This is a genomic window from Stenotrophomonas maltophilia group sp. msm4 (assembly GCF_032025605.1).
Lineage (GTDB): Bacteria > Pseudomonadota > Gammaproteobacteria > Xanthomonadales > Xanthomonadaceae > Stenotrophomonas > Stenotrophomonas sepilia.
Genome location: NZ_JAVSKK010000006.1, coordinates 17376 through 35047 on the forward strand (window position 1 = coordinate 17376; position 17672 = coordinate 35047).

At 64.4% G+C, this 17672-nt stretch carries 18 protein-coding genes; 9 read left to right on the forward strand and 9 right to left on the reverse strand.

All coding sequences use genetic code 11. The features are described from left to right. Positions 1-30: 30 nt before the first annotated feature. From ROV93_RS21860 to ROV93_RS21895, 8 genes are all read right to left on the reverse strand, one after another. The gene (locus ROV93_RS21860; RefSeq protein ID WP_072168091.1) at positions 31-990 is read right to left on the reverse strand and encodes a lytic transglycosylase domain-containing protein; all 960 of its coding nucleotides are present in this window, start codon (positions 988-990) and stop codon (positions 31-33) included. Positions 991-993: 3 nt separating this feature from the next. Continuing rightward, complete coding sequence (gene virB11, locus ROV93_RS21865) at positions 994-2037, reverse strand: P-type DNA transfer ATPase VirB11 (RefSeq protein ID WP_021202793.1); 1044 nt, start codon at positions 2035-2037, stop codon at positions 994-996. Between the two features lie 14 nt (positions 2038-2051). Beyond that, positions 2052-3326: a TrbI/VirB10 family protein gene (locus ROV93_RS21870; protein WP_072168092.1), complete on the reverse strand. Its 1275-nt coding sequence runs from the start codon at positions 3324-3326 to the stop codon at positions 2052-2054. Then, positions 3323-4102: a TrbG/VirB9 family P-type conjugative transfer protein gene (locus ROV93_RS21875; protein WP_072168093.1), complete on the reverse strand. Its 780-nt coding sequence runs from the start codon at positions 4100-4102 to the stop codon at positions 3323-3325. Before ROV93_RS21875 ends, ROV93_RS21870 begins: the two co-directional genes overlap by 4 nt. Next, positions 4099-5115, reverse strand: a complete 1017-nt coding sequence (locus tag ROV93_RS21880) for a type IV secretion system protein (RefSeq protein WP_072168094.1) — start codon at positions 5113-5115, stop codon at positions 4099-4101. The genes ROV93_RS21875 and ROV93_RS21880 overlap by 4 nt, the downstream gene beginning before the upstream one ends. Before the next feature lie 89 nt (positions 5116-5204). Then, the gene (locus ROV93_RS21885; RefSeq protein WP_032954281.1) at positions 5205-5651 is read right to left on the reverse strand and encodes a hypothetical protein; all 447 of its coding nucleotides are present in this window, start codon (positions 5649-5651) and stop codon (positions 5205-5207) included. Between the two features lie 425 nt (positions 5652-6076). Next, positions 6077-7756 (reverse strand): type IV secretory system conjugative DNA transfer family protein, encoded by a 1680-nt coding sequence (locus ROV93_RS21890; RefSeq protein ID WP_061480696.1) that lies wholly within the window; start codon positions 7754-7756, stop codon positions 6077-6079. Positions 7757-7791: 35 nt separating this feature from the next. Continuing rightward, positions 7792-8049, reverse strand: a complete 258-nt coding sequence (locus ROV93_RS21895; RefSeq protein ID WP_005417248.1) for a hypothetical protein — start codon at positions 8047-8049, stop codon at positions 7792-7794. Between the two features lie 130 nt (positions 8050-8179). Here ROV93_RS21895 and ROV93_RS21900 point away from each other — a divergent pair, with 130 nt between their 5' ends. The 7 genes from ROV93_RS21900 (at position 8180) to ROV93_RS21930 (ending at position 13164) form a co-directional block, all read left to right on the forward strand. Then, positions 8180-8599 (forward strand): HD domain-containing protein, encoded by a 420-nt coding sequence (locus ROV93_RS21900; RefSeq protein ID WP_049415052.1) that lies wholly within the window; start codon positions 8180-8182, stop codon positions 8597-8599. Between the two features lie 126 nt (positions 8600-8725). After that, the gene (locus ROV93_RS21905; protein ID WP_072168097.1) at positions 8726-9937 is read left to right on the forward strand and encodes an MFS transporter; all 1212 of its coding nucleotides are present in this window, start codon (positions 8726-8728) and stop codon (positions 9935-9937) included. 143 nt (positions 9938-10080) lie between these two features. After that, positions 10081-10350 carry a hypothetical protein gene (locus ROV93_RS21910; RefSeq protein WP_072168098.1) on the forward strand — a complete coding sequence of 90 codons (270 nt, stop codon included), beginning with the start codon at positions 10081-10083 and terminating at the stop codon, positions 10348-10350. A 124-nt stretch (positions 10351-10474) separates the two neighbouring features. Further along, a complete protein-coding gene (locus ROV93_RS21915; RefSeq protein WP_072168099.1) occupies positions 10475-10720 on the forward strand; it encodes a hypothetical protein in 246 nt (81 codons plus the stop codon). Positions 10721-10833: 113 nt separating this feature from the next. After that, positions 10834-11082 (forward strand): hypothetical protein, encoded by a 249-nt coding sequence (locus tag ROV93_RS21920; protein ID WP_005417258.1) that lies wholly within the window; start codon positions 10834-10836, stop codon positions 11080-11082. A gap of 16 nt (positions 11083-11098) precedes the next feature. Beyond that, positions 11099-11275: a hypothetical protein gene (locus ROV93_RS21925; RefSeq protein ID WP_005417260.1), complete on the forward strand. Its 177-nt coding sequence runs from the start codon at positions 11099-11101 to the stop codon at positions 11273-11275. A gap of 185 nt (positions 11276-11460) precedes the next feature. After that, the gene (locus tag ROV93_RS21930; RefSeq protein ID WP_072168178.1) at positions 11461-13164 is read left to right on the forward strand and encodes a PAS domain-containing sensor histidine kinase; all 1704 of its coding nucleotides are present in this window, start codon (positions 11461-11463) and stop codon (positions 13162-13164) included. Here the strand turns inward: ROV93_RS21930 and ROV93_RS21935 are convergent. Then, on the reverse strand, positions 13161-14696 hold the full coding sequence (locus tag ROV93_RS21935) for an FAD-dependent monooxygenase (protein WP_180890776.1): 1536 nt from the start codon (positions 14694-14696) through the stop codon (positions 13161-13163). The two genes, ROV93_RS21930 and ROV93_RS21935, sit on opposite strands and share 4 nt — an antisense overlap. Before the next feature lie 79 nt (positions 14697-14775). On the opposite strand from ROV93_RS21935, the gene ROV93_RS21940 reads away from it, so the two are divergent. Both ROV93_RS21940 and ROV93_RS21945 read left to right on the forward strand, forming a co-directional pair. Continuing rightward, positions 14776-15420: a TetR/AcrR family transcriptional regulator gene (locus tag ROV93_RS21940; RefSeq protein ID WP_072168101.1), complete on the forward strand. Its 645-nt coding sequence runs from the start codon at positions 14776-14778 to the stop codon at positions 15418-15420. 72 nt (positions 15421-15492) lie between these two features. Then, entirely contained in the window at positions 15493-17634 is a 2142-nt protein-coding gene (locus ROV93_RS21945; RefSeq protein WP_072168102.1) for a TonB-dependent receptor, read from the forward strand. Positions 17635-17672 lie beyond the last annotated feature (38 nt).

A 17672-nucleotide genomic window follows, 5' to 3' on the forward strand; every position in this document is an offset into this window, starting at 1 on the left:
AGCCGGGGGACTGGCCGCACCACGACTTCGTCAGAACACGAAGGCCGCATCCCCTGCGGGAATCTGCTGCACCGGTGCGGCCTGCACCGGCGCGTTGTACGAATTATCGGTACCGGCCACAGGCTGGTTACGCTCGCTCCAGGGGCGCAACATCACTGGACCCTCGTTGCCGGCGCCAGCCGCGCCCGGCAATTGCTGCGGCATGGCCATCGCCTGTGCGGAGCCCTGCTGTGGCAGCTGCTGCGGATAGGCGCCCGCCTGGGCCGGCGGCGCCTGGGGCTGCATCATCCTGTCCACCGAACCCAGCACCACCTTGGACAGCGCCTGGTCGGCGAGATTCAGCAAACTACCCCGCGCCATCGCCCCGGTGGACGGGTACACGACATAGGCGCGTGCGGGATCTTCGGACGGCACGTACACCGGGCCATTGGATTGAGCAACGATGCGCGCCTGCGCCGGCGAAGCGAGCTGCGGGTGATGCTCGACCTTCACTGTACGGCGCTCACCGCGACTGACCACGTCGATCGGCGCAACACCATTGCTGGCGACCTGTTGGCCGCGGCGCATCGAGTCGTAGATCTTCTGCACGTAGCCGTGACGGAAGCCGGTCTCGAAATTGCCCGAGTAGTAGCAGCTGAACGACTTGCCCCAATCCCCCCCGGAGCGCTTGTAGCACTCGGCGAGGATGCGCGAACCCGCCTGCAGGTTCGGGCACTGCTGGAAGGCCTTCTCGTAGGAATCCAGCCCGTACTTGCCCAGGTTGTAGCGATTGACCTGGGCCAGCCCGATCGAGAAGTTGTAGCCCTTCTCTTCCAGCATGCGCACCGTCGCCAGCGCTTCATCCAACGCCTTGGGCTGCCGCACCAGTGCACCGCCGACCACGCCGATGGCGTAGGGATTGCGCGACGATTCGACGTTGATGACGTGCTGCATCACATCCATCGACACGGCCATCTCTGGGCACGCCATCATTTCCAGTCCTGGCAGCATCCCTCAGCCCTCCTGCCCCTGGGCACGCCCAGGATTGAAGTCGATGCCGGTGATGTAGCGCGAGCCGGCATGCGCCTTGATATGCACAACGATGTCGATGGTCATCATCAACAGCCGCTTGATCACGTTGAACTCCAGGCCCGAACCTTCGGCTGAAGCCTTCACCATAAGCGCCAGCTGGTCCCAGGTCTGCTCCGGGCTGCCGGCATGGCAGCTGGTGATCGAGCCCGGGTGGCCGGACGCGCAGTTGCGGATGAAGTAGAACGCTTCGTCACCGCGCAGCTCGGCCAGGATGATGCGCTCGGGCTTCATGCGCAGGCAGGCTTCCATGCAGCTCTTGGCCGTCACATTGCTGGTGCTCTGCCCGCCCTTGGAATACAACAGGTGCACCACGTTGGGCTGGGTCAGGAACAGCTCGCGTGCGTCCTCGATGGTGACCAGGCGCTCGTTGTCCGGGATATGGTTGACCAGCGCCTTCATGAAGGTGGTCTTGCCACTGCCGGTCGCACCGGATACCACGATGTTCTTGCGGTACATCACCGCACGTCGGAAGAACTCGGCGTACTCGCGCGAATGACGCAGCTCCAGCAGCTCGCGATCCTGCTCGCTGATGCTGCCATCGCTTTCCAGGATCTGATTGAAGAAGCCGTCTTCGTGATACTGCGTGAGCGACTTGGTGTGCTTGGACGGCAGACGGATGGTGATCGACACCTTCCCCGCGTCACAGGCCGGCGGAATCACGAACTGCGCACGCTGGCCGGTGGGGAACGTGAGCGACACCACCGGATCGGCATCGGTGATGCGCTGGCCGGTGTTGCTCTCGTTCACCACTGCCGTGCAGAACTGCCGGGCCCGCTCGAACGTCAGGCTCGGCACGTCCACCCGCTGCCACCCCGCCCGGGTTTCCAGGTACAGCTCGCCGGGACGGTTGATGCAGATTTCCGTCACTTCCGGAGAGGTCATGTACTCGGCGATGCCCAGCACTTCGTACTGATAGCGCAGGAAATCGCTGGAGACGAGGGCGAGGGGTGACACTTCGGCGTCCATGATCGTTCGTTGGGTTACCGGCGGGGGTTCAGCACGTTGGTGAAGTCAACGTCCTTGGCGACGTAGACATTCACGATCGTGCCCTGGTTGATGGTAACGGTCGGCGGGCGACGGCCGCTGTTGAGCGCGTCGTTAGCCAAGCGTTCCATCGTACGTGCGGTAGCACTCTCGTAAGGCGACTGTACCGTCATGCCATTGTTGGCGATGGTGGTCGTCTCCGGGCCATGCTCGGCGGCGGCGTACTTGAAGGCATCGGAGATCAGACTAATCATCAGCGCCGAGGCGATACGGCTGCCCCAGTGCGCGCTGTACTGCCCGGGATGGCCAGCGCCGCCCAAGCCGTCAACGCCCGGGCTGGACATCGCAACATCAATGCCGTTGGGCGTCGTGATCCGGTCCCAGATCACCTCTACTCGCTTTCCAGTCGGCCCGCCGCCATATGCACCATAGATCTTCGAGCCCTTGGGAAGCAGCAGACTGCGGCCATTGATAGAGTAGACCGGCTCCGTCAGCAGACACGAGGTATAGCCGGCCAGATCCGTAATGATTCTGGTCTCCAGTACGCAACGCAGATAGGTTCCACGAACCAGCAGCGCATCCGGACTGTGGATATAAGTCGCGCTGGAGACGTCATCAACGTCCGGTCCACGTCGAACCCTACCCGGAGTGCCCGTGCCACTCTGCCCCTGTAGACTCGCGATCATCGCCTTCTGGTACTCGGACATGCCACCGCTAGCCTGGCCTTGTCCTTGTCCATCGCCTGCACTGACGCCAGCACTCGAGCCGATTCGACGGTCCAACAACGACGGGCCTCGATCTATCGGGCGCTCGTCTCGTTCACGCGGCGGCATGAAACTGGACGAGTTCGGTGGTGGTGGCGCCGGCAACGGCGGCATCATTTCAATGGGTTGGGTCGGTGCCGCAACCTCAGCTGCCGGCGCAGCAGCAACGCTGGGCAATTGCGGCGTGCTCGCGCGCGCAACTTCCTTAGGCTTGGGAACATCGGATTCATCCCGCCCCTTACGGAACAGGAGCAGACCCATGCAAACAAGCAGTACCACAATACCGCCCAAGAACATTAATGCTTTACGATTGAGCCGCTGCTCTTCGGCCGAGCGCAACTGTGGCGCACCAGCATCAAGGTTGGGGGCCTCATCATTGTTCAAGGTGCTGCCGAAGTATGGATTGGACGACACTTCGGGAGCAGCGCTTGACGTGCCGCCGTACGGGCTATGGCTTTCTCCGGGCCCATTGTTCGGATCGGTTCCGGGAGTATTCTGCTGGCTCATTTCTTCACGTTCCTTCGCAAGCCAACGACGAAGTCGCCGTGGCGGATGACCAGGTACGGGTAAGTCCCGTGGACGATCAAGGTGTTTCCCTCAACGGTGGTATTGACCACAAAATCCTCACCGTATTCCTTCTCACGACCAAAAACAGCCGGGAAGATACCGGTCTTATATTCCGGTGAATTGGGCAATTTCAGATACGTAAAGCGCCCATCGTCGTAGGCGTTCACCGGAATCAACCATCCCATCTTCTTCGCCTTGCTGGTCGAATAGGAATAGTTGAAGTTGTATTGCCTGTCCTTGGCCAGTTCGGCACTGAGCAGAGGTTTCGCCTCCTCGTCAACCGCCGCTTGCGCCAATCCAAACTCGGTATCACTCGGGTAGCTGAAAGCGATCTTGTACTGCACGCCCGCGCGACGAGCCTGTTCCAACTGGCGCCAGTCGGTGGCCACCACCTTCAGTTCGAAGATGTAGGAATGGGTCTCGGTGCGCACCATCATGTTGGTGTCGACGTCGACGTTCTTCGGCTTGAGGTAGAACACGTTCTCGCGACGGGTCAGTTCCCAGCCGCTGCTGAAGCCGGTGCTGTAGTCGAGGATCTTCTCGTTCGGGCTCAACTCGATCTGGGTGGTCAGGCCCAGGCCGGTTCGAACCGGATAGATGCGGTCCTTCTCGTACTCGTAGTGGTCAACCGCCTGCGCCATCGCCGCTGCTGAGAACAGCAACGACAACATCGACAGCAGCGCCAGCGCGCTTCCCCTGATATTTCGACTACTCATCGGTTGCTTGCTCCATCAGCAGTTCCGGTGGAATTGTTCTGCGCCGGCCTCATGGCCGGCTGTCCGGGCATGGCCTGCCCCGGCATTGCTTGCCCCTGCACCGGCTGACCAGGCAGCGGCTGGCCCGGCACTTGGTTGGCGGCAGGAACCGGGATCGGCTGCCCGGTAGCCGGGTCGATCATCGTGGCCGCTGCCGGATTACTGGGATCGTAGATGCCCTGAGCCTGCTGCGCGGCCTGCTGCGCCTGAACCTGCATTGCGCTGTCATCCGGCACCGGCACACCGCGAGCATAATCATTGTCAACCCGGTACTCGGTGACCTGGAAGGCAAGTGGATTTAGAACACGATCCTGCTCGGAAAGTGCAAGATTCTTGTTGTAATCAAAACGCATTGTGACCAGCTGATTGTCCAAGTAATTGGACGCGCCAGTGCGCTTGTCCAGCAGGCTGCGCTGGATGCGAACGGAAGCACCGCGGAAGCTGCCATTGGGCTGCACGCCGAGCGGCGTAATGCTGAGAATCTTGACTCGAATTGCTTTACCTCGGCCGTACAGGACAAAGGGATTCTGAGGATTGTTTCCTGCATAGCGCTGCTTCATGCCCTGACCCACCTCATCGGTAGACATCACGAACACAAGTTCCCAGTCGCGCAGGCCCATTACCGCCGAGTCATATGACTCGCGCGCCAGCACGTATTGAGCGACATTGCTGCGATTGACAGCCTCGTTCATGGTGATCTGTTGCCCTTGGAAGGTGCCACTCAGGCGCGCGACGGTCGCGGTACCCGTGTAGGCATCGGCCATCACCAGGAACGGCACCTTCTCCTTCAGCGGCAGCATGTAGTAGTAGCCGCCCGCCAGGGCGAGCGACATCAACAACGAGCCCGTGGCGACCCACCACGCGCGCCGCTCGCTGCGGCGCGCCATGTCGGCCACGGTGATCTCGTAGCTGACCGCCTTGGCGACCGACTGCTCGACCTTGGGACTATTGCCGGGATCCTTCTTGCGGAACATGGATTCTTCCGTACTGCTGAAACATCAATGGGCGTGGCACCCCTGCGACAGGCGCGGGGAGCGGCACGTTCGATGATTTCGAGGTGGACTCAGGTGCCGCTGTTGGAATCAGCGCCCTGCGCCGACGCGGTCGGCGTCGAGCCAGCGCTCTGCACAACGATCTGGTTGCCAACGATGGAGACGGAGATGCCCTGCGCCGCATAGGCTGCGGTCAGATCGATCACGGCCTGCTGTGCGTTGGTGGTGTCGATGTTCGAGACCGCGCCATACAGAGTGAAATCCGAGCTGAGGCGGTAGTCCAGCGTGCGCCCGGAATCCTTGGCCCAACGCTCGAGCATGGCTTTGAGCGTGCCATCCATCGGCGAGGCCTGGTAGACGTAGCTGGAGTACAGCGGAATTTCGGTCGTCGTCGCAGCAAAGCGGTTGACCGGCTTCCAGCGGCCTCCGAAATCCGGAGCGGACTTGGTGGCGCAACCGGCCACCATCAGCGCCGCCACTGCGGCGATGGACATTTTCGCGATAAACGCCTGATTCATACGGGCTTCACTTTGACGTACGAAAAAGCAGTCCCGAGCATTGGTCCTCCTGGTCGTCCGGCGCTGCATCGCGCACGCCGGAATCGGAGGGACACGCTGTGTGCAGCGCACCCACTCCGGCTCCCCTGCAGCCCAAAGGCTGCCAACCAGGTCGCGGGGCCATCGGCGCAGCCGACAACACATCCGCATACCTCACCAACGTCGAAACCATCCTTGTTTCCATGGCACAAACTCCTGGCCACCCTGCTGCTACATCTTTGACATCCAGCACACACTTCTGGACGACAGACACAGGGTCGCACAACCACGCGTCAATTCCATGTCAGACAAGTCTGAAAATCCATGAACAAATGCCAAATTCTTGACCGAAATCACGAATTCACATTCTTAACTTCGAACCAAATTCACAAATTAAGCGTCGTGAATTAGACGTTCAGCATCGGAACATCCACCTTCGGCAGCAGCCTCGAAGTGAAGTAGCGGTCCTTGTAGTAGCGGATCTTGTCGCACTTCACCGGATGCGGTATGCCCTCATACAGGAACACCTCCATGTCCGGCCCCATTGCCTTCAGCTCCTGCGGCAGCATCAGCGCGCGCCGTTCCTCGGTGAAGTTGTGGGTCTTCTCGCGGGCATGGGTGACGTTCTTCTTGCGCACCGTGGTGTAGCCCAGCATGTCCGAATAGTCGTTGGCATCCTGTTGCTCACGCGGCGCGTACAGGATCTGCAGGGCATGGTTGGTGATGATGGTGCGTGACACTTCCCGGCCGTAGGTGGCGTCGAGCTGGGACATGCTCTGGATGATCGGCAGCAGGCGGATGTTGTAGCCAGCCATGTAGGACACCGCCGAGGCGATGATCTCCACTTTGCCGATCGAGGTGAATTCGTCCATCAGCAGCAGGCACTGGTACTTCAGGTCCGGGTTGGACTTGGGCAGTTCCTTGGTGTTGAGGTTGATCAGCTGGCTGAAGAACAGGTTGATGATCAGCCGGCTCTCGGCCAGCTTGTTCGGCTGGATGCCGATATAGATGGTCATCTTCTTCTTGCGGACATCGGTCAGCAGGAAGTCGTTGCAGCTGGTGGCCTTGTCCAGCACCGGATTGATCCAGGGATTGAGCGGTTCCTTGAAGGTGCCCAGGATCGAGGCGAAGGTCTCATCGGCCTGCGACAGCATGTTGGCGAACGCCGAACGGGCGTTGGCGCTGAGGAACGGCCGCTCCGACAGGGTCTTGAGGTACTTCTTCAGGTCGGTGCCGTCGCCGGAGGACAGACGGTACACCGCACCGAGCGTGGGGGTGCCGGCGCCGCCCGGGAAACCGCTGCTGCGCTCGTCGTCCCAGTTCTCGAACAGGTACAGGGTGAAGGCCATGAACGCGTTGCGCGCCTGGCTGACCCAGAATTTCTGGTCCTCGGCCCCGTCCGGATACAGCATCGCGGCGATGCTCATCAGGTCCGACACGCGGAAGGCCGGATCATCGGAGACGTAGCTGAGCGGGTTCCAGCGGTGCGTGCGCCGGTCCTCGGCGAAGGGATTGAACAGGTAGATTTCCTGGCCCTGGCTGGCGCGCCAGCCACTGGTCAGGTCGAAGTTCTCCTGCTTGATGTCCAGCACCACCAGCGATTCGCCGTACTCCAGCAGGTTCGGGATGACCACGCCCACGCCCTTGCCCGAGCGGGTCGGCGCGGCCAGGATCACGAACTGCTGGCCATCCAGGCGCACCAGCTTGCCGCCATGGCTGCCGACCACGATGCTCTGGCCGGTCTTCTTGAACATGCCGTGCTTGGCCAGGTCGGCGCCGGTAGCGAAGCGCGCGTCGCCGTGCAGCGAGCGCTTGTCCTTCTTCAGCAGCAGCACCAGGCCGGCCACCAGCAGCACCAGCAGGGGCAGGCCGAAGCCCACGTAGCCAGCCCATTTGATCTTGCCCACGAAGGGCGCGACCTGCGGTTGGCCGATGGCGTGGACGTACTGGTAGTAGGTGTTCCAGGTGAACAGCTGGGTGTCCAGCCCCAGGAACAGCAGGGTCAGATAGCCGGAAAACACGAAACCGAGCAGCAGGGTCGCCAGCGTGATGATGGCGATGAGCAGATACTTCTTACTGGGCAACACCCGAATCCTCCATGATGCGCACGCGGCGCGACGGCCTAGCGGTGGCGCCAGCGCGACGCCTTCTTCCGCAGGTGGTTCTCGTTTTCCAGCCCGGGCTCCTCGCCCTCTTCACGCACCAGTTGCAGCAAGCGTTGGCGCGCTTCGGCCAGTGATATCAGGTCGGTCAGACGATCCCCATCGTCGGCGACGACCGCATGGCCGACCACATCGCCGGGAGCGTACACCGGCTCGTAGGACACCGCTACCAGCTGGTAGCGCCCACGGGTTTCCAGCACATGCCTGAATTCCTGCATCTCACTCCTCCTTGTCGGGGCAACACTGCGCCCCCTGCCCCGCCATCATGCCGGTGGCAGCGTCATGGGCGCATCCACAACCGCTGCGGCGTTTGCGCGAAACTGTGCGCGGATATCCAAGGAGACTGCAATGGACTGGGTAGCACTTGCCCGCACGCTGGCCACCGAGGCCCACGCGGGGCAGATCGACAAGGCCGGCCAGCCTTACATCGGCCATGTGGCGCGGGTGGCGGCTGCGGTGCGCGGCGACGATGACGCCGAAGTGGTGGCCTGGCTGCATGACGTGGCCGAGGACTGCCCGGCGTTTGCCGCACGGATCGAGGTATTTCCTGCGCCGCTGCGCGAGGCGGTGCAACTGCTCAACCGCGATGCAGCTCCTGACGCGGACAGCTACTACGCGCGCATTGCCGCCCACCCGCTGGCACTGAAAGTGAAGCGCGCCGATCTGGATGACAACGCCGATCCACAGCGGCTGGCGATGCTGGACGGGACCACGGCAGGGCGCCTTCGCGACAAATACGCTCATGCCCGGGCGGCGCTGGGCATCTGAGCCGGCCGCGAGGCGGCGCGGAGGGCCGGCGTGTCACCGATCAAACGCTGATTTACCCTGAGTACTGCTGCTCCTGCTGCAGTGCAGCAGTACAATGGACGGCTCCCCGCCCCATCGCGCCCCCGCATGAGCCCCAACTCTTCCCTGGCTGCGCGGCTGACGCCACGTCAGCGCACCCTGATCATCCTCGCCCTGTCACTGGGTGGCTTCGCCATCGGCACCAGCGAGTTCGCCAGCATGGGCCTGATGCTGGAGATCAGCCGCGGCCTGTCGATTTCCGAAACCCAGGTCGGGCACCTGATCAGCGCCTACGCCATCGGCGTGGTGGTCGGCGCCCCGATCCTCGCCTTCGTGGGTGCCAGCTTCCCGCGCCGCAAGCTGCTGCTGGCGCTGATGGGCTTCTACGCGATCGGCAACCTGGCCAGCGCGCTGGCACCGAATTACGGCACGATGCTGGTGGCACGCTTCGTCGCCGGCCTGCCGCATGGCGCCTACTTCGGCGTTGCGATGCTGGTGGCGGCTGCGATCAGTCCTGCCGGCCAGCGCGGCCAGGCGATGTCGCGGGTGCTGCTGGGCCTGTCGATCGCGATCCTGGTCGGCAATCCGTTGACCACCTGGCTGGGCCAGCAGTTGAGCTGGCGCACCGCCTTTGCCCTGGTCAGCGTGCTGGCCATTGCCACGGTGGCGATGATCGCGCGCTTCCTGCTGCCGGACCCGGACGAAGTGCGTACCTCGCCGATGCGCGAACTGCGCGCCTTCAACACTCCCCAGGTGTGGCTGGCGCTGGCAATCGGTGCAGTCGGCTTCGCCGGCATGTTCTGCGTGTTCACCTACCTCGCACCCACCCTGGTGCAGGTCACCGGCGTGGCCGAATCGTGGATGCCGCTGGCAGTGGGCGTGTTCGGCATCGGCGCGATCATCGGCAACATCGCCGGTGGCTGGCTGGTGGACAAGTTCCATTTCAAGGCCGCCGCCGTGGTGCTGCTGTGGTCGATCATGATGCTGCTGCTGTATCCGCTGGCCGCACAGTCGGTCTGGACCATCGGCCCGATGATCATCACGGTTGGCACCATGGGTGCGCTGGCGGCGGTGCTGCAGACGCGACTGATGGATGTGGCCGGCGAAGCGCAGACGCTGGCGGCCGCCTCCAATCACGCCGCCTTCAATACCGCCAACGCACTCGGCCCGTGGCTGGGCGGCATGGCGATCAGCGCCGGCTTCAGCCCGGCCAGCACCGGCTATGTCGGTGCAGCCACCGCGATCGGCGGCCTGCTGCTGTGGTGCGTGGCGGTGATGCTGGACAGGAAGCGCAAGACCGTCGCCGCCGGCAACCACTGAAGAACGGACGACCGCATCCACAGGTCCATCGGTCGACTGCGCGGTTTTTGTCGCGCTCCTGACGCGCGATGAACACATTTCGTGGATGTGCATTTGGGCACAGTGCAGCCGACGCCGTTTTCTCGGCCTGCACCGGACCCGCAATGCACCACCCTCGCGCCCCTGCCCGCCACGATGCCATCGCCTTGCAGGCCGGCATGCTGGGCAGCGTGCTGGGGGTGGCGTTGTCCAAGGCCATTGCCTTGTCCGCGTTGGCAGCCGGTTCGATGATGGGGATCGGGCTGTGGGTGGTGGCCTGTGCACTGCTGGCTGCGTGGGCGCTCGCAGCCTATCTGGCCTGCCTGGCGCTGAGCCGTCGTGTGTTCGTGCTGATGGTGGCGCTGTGCATGGTGCTGATGATCTGCATCGCCTGACCCAGCAGGGGCCGGACTATCGCGCATTTGTTACAGAATAACAAGTGCAACGGGTCCGATTGTGCATGCCCGGCGTCACGGATTTGAATTCCATGGCCATCCTGGCATTACCCGAGGCCATCCCATGAACCTGCAGCCTTCATTCCGCGCCACCCTCACTGCCATCGCTCTGGCGTCGCTCAGCGCCTGCGCCACCTACGACGACAGTGCCATGCATCCGGCCTGCCAGGAGTCACCCCATCTGAAGGATCTGCCACGCGAGGTCGCTGCCCGCGAGAGCCGTTGCAACAAGGGTGTGGAAGTGTGGTCGAGCGAGCGCGGCGGCAGTGACAAGCCGCTGGACCTGAGCGGAAAGAAAAAGGATCTCTGAAATGGAGCGCTGCCGGTTGCCGCGGCTGTCTTGATCATGTCCATGCACCTGGCTGACTGGCCCATCACAACCGGCGCGCGACGATGGGGTCTCCCCACCCTGTCGAGATTCAGATGCCGGACACTGCCCACCCTGTCATTCGCGCGTTCGAGGCCGTGTTCGATCTGTCAGGGGGCGTGCAGCGCATCACCGCGCTCACGGTCACCTGCCGGCATTGCACATCGACCAGTTCGGCCAGTGAGGACAATCTGGTGCACTTGCCAGGTGGAGCATTGTTCCGCTGCGACGGGTGCGGCTGCCATCAACCGGTCAGCCATGCCCGGCTGTCGGACTGGCAACCGGCGTCGTTGCTGGGTATCTGAGGACCGCAACGTGGCAATGACTGTGGAACAGCGGAAAATACTCCAAGCCATCGCCGCTGCAGAACCGGTGCGCGGTGATGCCGCAACGTGGGCGGTGACCGCCGGATGGGCTGTACAGGCAGAGGACGGGGATATCGATCTCACCGAGGCTGGCCGGGATGCGCTCACCGCGCAGGCAGGTCGTGAGGGCTAGACCCGCCGCTCAGGCCAGCGTCGCCTCCCTTCGCGCTGCGTCGCGATAGCGGCAACCTGCGGAACAAAGGGTACATCGCTGCCACGTCGGCGGCGAAGTGGCGAGGTCTTTCATGTCGGCGGTGTGCAGAGCGTCATGACATGCGCTGGGCTATGCTGCGCCACCTTCCTGCGCCAATGGCGGCCATGCATCCTTTTCCCCTGCCAGTCTCTGCACCTGATCAGCTCGCTTACCGACTGCTGCAGGACAGTGACTGGGCCCGCTCGGCCACTGCCGCAAGCGCACCCGCCGAACTTCGCACGTTGCTGGCGATGATCCTGGATTCGCCAGAACCCCTGTGGCTTGCCTGGGGCAAGGAAGACAAGGCGTTCTTCTTCAATGATGCGTACCTGCCCATGCTGGGGGAAAAACTGCACGGCGCGATGGGCAATCGCCTGGAGGATGTCTGGGAGGACGTATGGCCGGACGTGGTGCAGGCCGTCAACGATGCCTTCGCCGGCACCAGCCGCAGCTTCAAGAACCTCCCGTTGATGATGGATCGCGACGGCACGCTGCGTGAAACATTCTGGACGTTCTCCTATTCGCCGCTGCGCGTCGGCTGCGGCAGCGTGGCCGGCATCCTGTGCGTGGTCAGCGAACAGACCGAACGGGTGATCGAGCGCGACCTGCACAGCCGCCAGGTCGCGGCGATCACCGAGCAGGCGCGGGAGGCCCATCTGGAACTGGTGCGCGCCCGCGAGCAGCTGCGCCAGTCGCAGAAGCTGGAGGCGATCGGCCAGCTCACCGGCGGGGTGGCCCACGACTTCAACAACCTGCTGCAGGTCATCACCGGTTCGGTAGACATGCTCCTGCACACGTGGCCGGCAGACGACACCCGGCGCCGCTACATCCAGGCCATTGCAACAGCGTCGGACCGCGCCACCAAGCTGACCGCGCAACTGCTTGCATTCTCGCGTCGCCAGAGCCTGTCGCCGGAGGTCTTCGACCTCTGCGAAAGCGTGCACGCGCTCTCGGATATCATCACCACGGTACTTGGCGCGCGCATCCAGGTGTCGTTGACATTGCCCGATACACCGATGCCGGTACTGCTGGACCGGACCCAGCTGGACACTGCATTGATCAACATCGCGGTCAATGCCCGCGATGCGATCGAGGGACACGGCAGGGTGACCATCCAGGTGGAGCAGGTAACCGCCGTGCCTTCGGTGCGCTTCGCCGCGCCGATGAAGGGCGACTTTGCCGCAATCAGTGTGACCGACACCGGAGCGGGCATCGACCCTGCGGTGGTTGACCGCATTTTCGAGCCCTTCTTCACCACCAAGAGCGTGGGCGCCGGGACCGGACTCGGTCTCAGCCAGGTATTCGGCTTCGTCAAGCAGTCAGAAGGCGAGGTGGACGTGCAGAGCCAGGCCGGCGCCGGCACCCGCTTTACGCTGTACCTGCCGCTGGCGCAGGCAGGAGAAACGACGGAACGGCCGGCGGCGCAATCGGGGCTGCAGCATGGGCATGGCGTCTGCGTGCTGGTGGTGGAAGACAACGTCGACGTGGCCGAATTTGCGGTGGGCGCCCTGCGCGAACTCGACTACAGCGTGGTCCTTGCACGCAATGCGGACGAGGCCCTGGCCGAGCTGGAACGGGATGCCTCGCGCTTCCATGTGGTGTTCAGCGACGTGGTAATGCCGGGCATGAACGGCCTGGATCTGGCCCGTGCCATCCGCGCCCGCTTCCCGGAGCTTCCGGTGATCCTCACCAGCGGCTACAGCGAATTGCTGGCGCGGGATCCTGGCCATGGCTTCACCCTGCTGCGCAAGCCGTACTCATTGAAGCAGCTGGCCTCGGTGATGACCGAGACCGCGCGCCGCGCGCTGGCTGTGGTGGCATCGCCCTAGCCGGTCGCTCCCCGCGGCGGACCGAACCAGCGTTCCAGCGAGGGCGCCAGCCCCGACGCATCGCCGCCGGCATCGCAGGCCCAGGCCACGATACCGTCAGGGCGGACCAGCAACGCACCCAGTCCCATCGCATCGCGCGCCGTGGATATCACGCAGGTAACCGAGCGTTGCCAGCGCGCAAAGACCGGGCCGAGTGAAACGCCGGTATCGAGCCCCAGCAGCACGCCCTTCCCTGCGCGCAGCAGCTCCCCCATGCGATCGCCATTGGCCAGCTGGACGTCAGGCACGCTTTGGCCAACCCACGGATGCTCGCCGTTGAACACCGCTGGTTGTGCCACGCCCCACAGCCGCTCAGCGAGATAGGTGGCACCGTCGCGGGTCGCGGCCAGGTCGGCGAAGACCGCCGCCAGCGCGCGCTGCCCTGGGCCTGGTCGCATCAACGCCACCTGCGCACGCGACCAGTCGAGCACCCGGGCGCCGATCGGATGACGCTCAGCCTGATAGCTGTCCAGCAGCGTCTCGGCGGCGTCGCCTCGCGCCACGGCGGCCAGCTTCCACCCCAGGTTCATCGCATCGCCGATGCCGAGATTCAGGCCCTGACCTCCCAGCGGCGAATGCATGTGCGCCGCATCACCAGCCAACAGCACGCGGCCGCTGCGATAGGCCGTGGCCTGGCGCCCGGCATCGGTCCATGTGGTGGCCAGATGCAACGCGGCGATCGTTGCCTGCCGCCCGGACACCCGCCGCAGCAACGCCTGGGCGGCGTGCAGGTCCAGTGGCCCGCGGTGGCCTGCGCCACCGTCGAAATCGGCCAGCGCCAGCACGCCCGGCGGGTTGAAATTGCACATGCCGTATTCGGTGAACTGACGCCCCGGGGTGAGCACCGACGGATCGGCCAGTTCAACCTGCAGCGTGTACGCGGTGAACTCCGGCGTGGTCCCTGCGAACACGAAGCCCGATTGCTTGCGTACCGTGCTGCGGGCGCCGTCGCAACCGACCAGCCAGCGGCCCCGCATCAGCCCGCGAACGGTCTGCACCTGCATCTGTGCGTCGTGTGCCTGCACTGCCTGCACCGTACAGCCCCGCTCGATCTGCACACCCAGTGACACTGCGCGCTCGGCCAGCACCGCCTCCAGCGACTGCAGCTCCACCGCCATCTGGGTGGGTACCGGGGTCGGCAGGCGATCACGCCAGCGCCCGCCGTCCACGTCATCCAGGGCGAAAGGAATGCCGGCGAAGTGGCCTCCCAGCGGCCGCGGTTGCGCCAGCCAATGGGCGGTGCCGGGCGGCGGTGCGCCCTTGTCCGGCTTCAGCACCTGGCGGGCCGCGACCGCGTCCAGCAGGCCGCGCCGATCCAGCGCTTCCAGCGTGGGCGCGTTCAAGCCGCGCAGGCCAAAGGGCAGGCGCTTCAGGGCTGAATCGGGCGACTCAGCCTGCTCCAGCAGCAGGACCGAACAGCCGGCCTGGGCCAGCTCGCAGGACAGGAACAGGCCGACCGGGCCGGCCCCGGCAATGACAACGTCGTACAGCATCAGGATCCCCGCTCTGCGCCGGCCCGGCGCTGGTGCGCACAATGTTACACTCGGTGTACGTTTACACAAGCCAACCGCCATGACCCCGCCCCAAGGCCGTCGCGAGCAACGCAAGGCACAGACCCGACAGGCAATTTCCGATGTCGCCACCGCGCTGATCATCCGGCGTGGCTTCGAGGCGGTGTCGATGTCCGAGATCGCCGAGGCCGCCGGAGTCTCGCGCAAGACGGTCTTCAACTATTTCGCCAGCAAGGAGGACCTGGTATTCGACCGCGACGAGGAGGCGCGGGCGTTGCTGCGCGAGGGCATGGCGGCGCGCCGCGGCATGACGCCGCTGGCCGCCTTCCAGTCGCTGGTGAGGGAGCTGCTCGACAGCGGCCATCCCCTGTTGCGGATCAATGCCGGTGCAGCGGCCTTCTGGGCCACCGTGGCCGACAGTCCGGTGCTGGTGGCGCACGCGCGACGGCTGCAGGCACTGCTGGCCGACGACCTCACGCTGTTGATGGCAAGCGCGGTCGGGCGGCCAGCGGATGATGCCGAGGCACGCCTGGGTGCGGCGATGCTGCTGGCGTCGATGGTGGCGGCCTATCAGGGAGGACTGGCCAGCCAGCAGGAGGGTGAGGATCCGCGCCAGGCGATGCTGCAGCTGATCGTGCGCGGCGGGACCGGCGTGCTGGTGGCCCTGGCCGGCACTCCGTATACCGACCCGGGCCCGCGTCCATAGTGCACCCGGGGGATAGGCCTCGAAGCACTGCAAATGCTAATCTTTCTCATTTGCAGCCCGGCCTCGTCCCTCATGCCCCTTCCAACCCCGCTCAAGCACGCCCTCTGCCTGGCGCTGCCCCTCTCCCTGGCTACACCTGCACTGGCTTCCGAGACCTCCACTGACGCCCCGAAGGACCTGGACAAAGTGGAAGTCCGCGGCCGCGCGCAGACCCTGTATCGCGCCAACGATGCAGCCGTCGGCAGCCGCACCGATACTCCGCTGGAGCGGGTACCGCAGTCGATCCAGGTCGTGCCACGCGAGCTGATCGACGACCAGGCGGCGCGCCAGGTCACCGATCTGTACCGCAGCATCAGCGGCATCAGCTTCTTCAGCTATGCCGGCGTCACGCTGCGCGGTTTCCGCCAGGAGAACGTGCTCTACGACGGTCTGCGCGGCGATCCGTATGCAGGCTTCTCGGTGCCGCAGCTGTTCAACATCGAACGCGTGGAAGTGCTGAAGGGCCCGGCCGGTGCGCTGTACGGCGGTGGTGATGCGGGCGGCATCATCAACTACGTGACGCGCAAGCCCAAGGCGCGCGCCGAACGCCGCATCGAGCTGCAGGCAGGCGACAAGGACTTCCGCGCCGGATCGATCGAAGGCACCGGCCCGCTGAATGCCAGCGGCAGCATCCGCTATCGCGCCGGCCTGTATGCCGACAGCGAGCAGGGGGTGCGCTGGAACGCCGACAGCGAAAGCGTGATCGGCGATGCATCGCTGGCCTTCGACGTTGGCCAGACCGGCGAACTGGTGCTGCAGTTCACCGACATCACCCAGAACCTGGGCGGCAACCGGCTGCGCGGTGTGCCGGTGAACGATGCCGGCAGCTTCCTGACCGACCGGCGATGGAACCACAACGAGGCCAGTGATTTCCTCGACATGCGCGCCAGGGTTGCACTGGCGCAGTACCGCTTCGCACCGCTCGATACGCTGGACGTGGACATTGCTGCACGCTGGTTCAGCAACAACGAGCACCAGATGTACCACGAACCGATGGGCTTGATCGATCGTGACCGCGATGGCGTAGCCGAATGGATGACGCGCCAGCTGCGCAACCAGATCCGCGACAACGAGGCCTTCACCGCCAGCGGCAATGCCGTCTGGCGGATCAACACCGGCCGTATCGAACACAAGGTGCTGTTCGGCGCCGACGTGTATCAGCTCGACGCCGACTTCACGGCGCAGACCGCCAACAGTGCCGACCTGGCACGCGGCGCCGGCCCGGTGCGCGGCATCGACCTGTTCAACCCGGTCTATGGCGCGAGCACCTGGCATGACTACAACCTGGCCGCCCTGCCCTGGCGCAGCACCGCAACCCGCAGCAAGCGCTACGGCGGCTATCTGCAGGATGAGCTGGCGCTGGGCACGCGCTGGCACGTGCTGGCCGGACTGCGCTGGGATGGCTTCAAGGATGAGGACCGCATGGGTGGCGGCAGCGTGGATGGCAACGATCTCAGCTGGCGCCTGGGCAGTACCTTTACCGTCCGGGACGGCGTGAACCTGTATGCCAACATCGCCAGCGGCTTCGTGCCGCAGAGTGCCACCAACCAGAACCCGGCGGCCGGCGGACCGTTCGACGCGGAGCGCAGCAGGCAATGGGAAGTCGGCCTGAAGTCCCTGCTGGCCGACCGTGTGACCCTGAACATGGCGGCCTACCGCATCGACCGCAGCAACATCGTGCAGGCCACCGGTGAAGTACGGGACGGCGTGAACCAGCTGGCCGCGCTGGGCCTGGTATGCAGTACGGGCATGGAACTGGACCTGCTGGCCGACGTGACCGAGCGCTGGGTGGTGAACCTGACCTACGCCTACAACGACGCACGGGTGAAGGACGCCGGACCGAACGGCATCACCAATGCCTCCGGCGACCGCTTCGCGAATGCGCCACGCAACAAGCTCGGCCTGTGGACGCGCTACGACCTGCCTTCGATCAACTCGGCAATCGGCTTCGGCGCCGACCATGTGGGCGAGCGTGTCAGCCTGGATGGGCAGACGGTCAAGGCATACACGGTATTCGACATGAGCTGGAAGACCACGTGGAAGCAGTGGCAGTTCCAGGCCAACGTCAAGAACCTGTTCGACAAGGTGTACGCGGCCAGCGGCTTCATCGAGCGCAACGGGCATTTCCCGGGCGAGCCGCGGCGGGTGTATGTGCAGGCGGCTTACAGCTTCTGACGAGCCGCTCCTGTGGCGCCGTGCCCACGCCCGGCTCG

Excerpts from the sequence above, each read along its gene's own strand:
- ROV93_RS21925 (WP_005417260.1), top strand. The coding sequence starts at position 11,099 with ATGACTGTGGAACAGCGGAAAATACTCCAAGCCATCGCCGCTGCAGAA.
- ROV93_RS21910 (WP_072168098.1), top strand. The coding sequence starts at position 10,081 with ATGCACCACCCTCGCGCCCCTGCCCGCCACGATGCCATCGCCTTGCAG.
- ROV93_RS21860 (WP_072168091.1), bottom strand. The coding sequence starts at position 990 with ATGCTGCCAGGACTGGAAATGATGGCGTGCCCAGAGATGGCCGTGTCG.
- ROV93_RS21930 (WP_072168178.1), top strand. The coding sequence starts at position 11,461 with ATGCATCCTTTTCCCCTGCCAGTCTCTGCACCTGATCAGCTCGCTTAC.
- ROV93_RS21905 (WP_072168097.1), top strand. The coding sequence starts at position 8,726 with ATGAGCCCCAACTCTTCCCTGGCTGCGCGGCTGACGCCACGTCAGCGC.
- ROV93_RS21875 (WP_072168093.1), bottom strand. The coding sequence starts at position 4,102 with ATGAGTAGTCGAAATATCAGGGGAAGCGCGCTGGCGCTGCTGTCGATG.
- ROV93_RS21920 (WP_005417258.1), top strand. The coding sequence starts at position 10,834 with ATGCCGGACACTGCCCACCCTGTCATTCGCGCGTTCGAGGCCGTGTTC.
- ROV93_RS21870 (WP_072168092.1), bottom strand. The coding sequence starts at position 3,326 with ATGAGCCAGCAGAATACTCCCGGAACCGATCCGAACAATGGGCCCGGA.
- ROV93_RS21935 (WP_180890776.1), bottom strand. The coding sequence starts at position 14,696 with ATGCTGTACGACGTTGTCATTGCCGGGGCCGGCCCGGTCGGCCTGTTC.
- ROV93_RS21900 (WP_049415052.1), top strand. The coding sequence starts at position 8,180 with ATGGACTGGGTAGCACTTGCCCGCACGCTGGCCACCGAGGCCCACGCG.
- ROV93_RS21895 (WP_005417248.1), bottom strand. The coding sequence starts at position 8,049 with ATGCAGGAATTCAGGCATGTGCTGGAAACCCGTGGGCGCTACCAGCTG.
- virB11 (WP_021202793.1), bottom strand. The coding sequence starts at position 2,037 with ATGGACGCCGAAGTGTCACCCCTCGCCCTCGTCTCCAGCGATTTCCTG.
- ROV93_RS21915 (WP_072168099.1), top strand. The coding sequence starts at position 10,475 with ATGAACCTGCAGCCTTCATTCCGCGCCACCCTCACTGCCATCGCTCTG.
- ROV93_RS21940 (WP_072168101.1), top strand. The coding sequence starts at position 14,776 with ATGACCCCGCCCCAAGGCCGTCGCGAGCAACGCAAGGCACAGACCCGA.
- ROV93_RS21880 (WP_072168094.1), bottom strand. The coding sequence starts at position 5,115 with ATGTTCCGCAAGAAGGATCCCGGCAATAGTCCCAAGGTCGAGCAGTCG.
- ROV93_RS21945 (WP_072168102.1), top strand. The coding sequence starts at position 15,493 with ATGCCCCTTCCAACCCCGCTCAAGCACGCCCTCTGCCTGGCGCTGCCC.
- ROV93_RS21885 (WP_032954281.1), bottom strand. The coding sequence starts at position 5,651 with ATGAATCAGGCGTTTATCGCGAAAATGTCCATCGCCGCAGTGGCGGCG.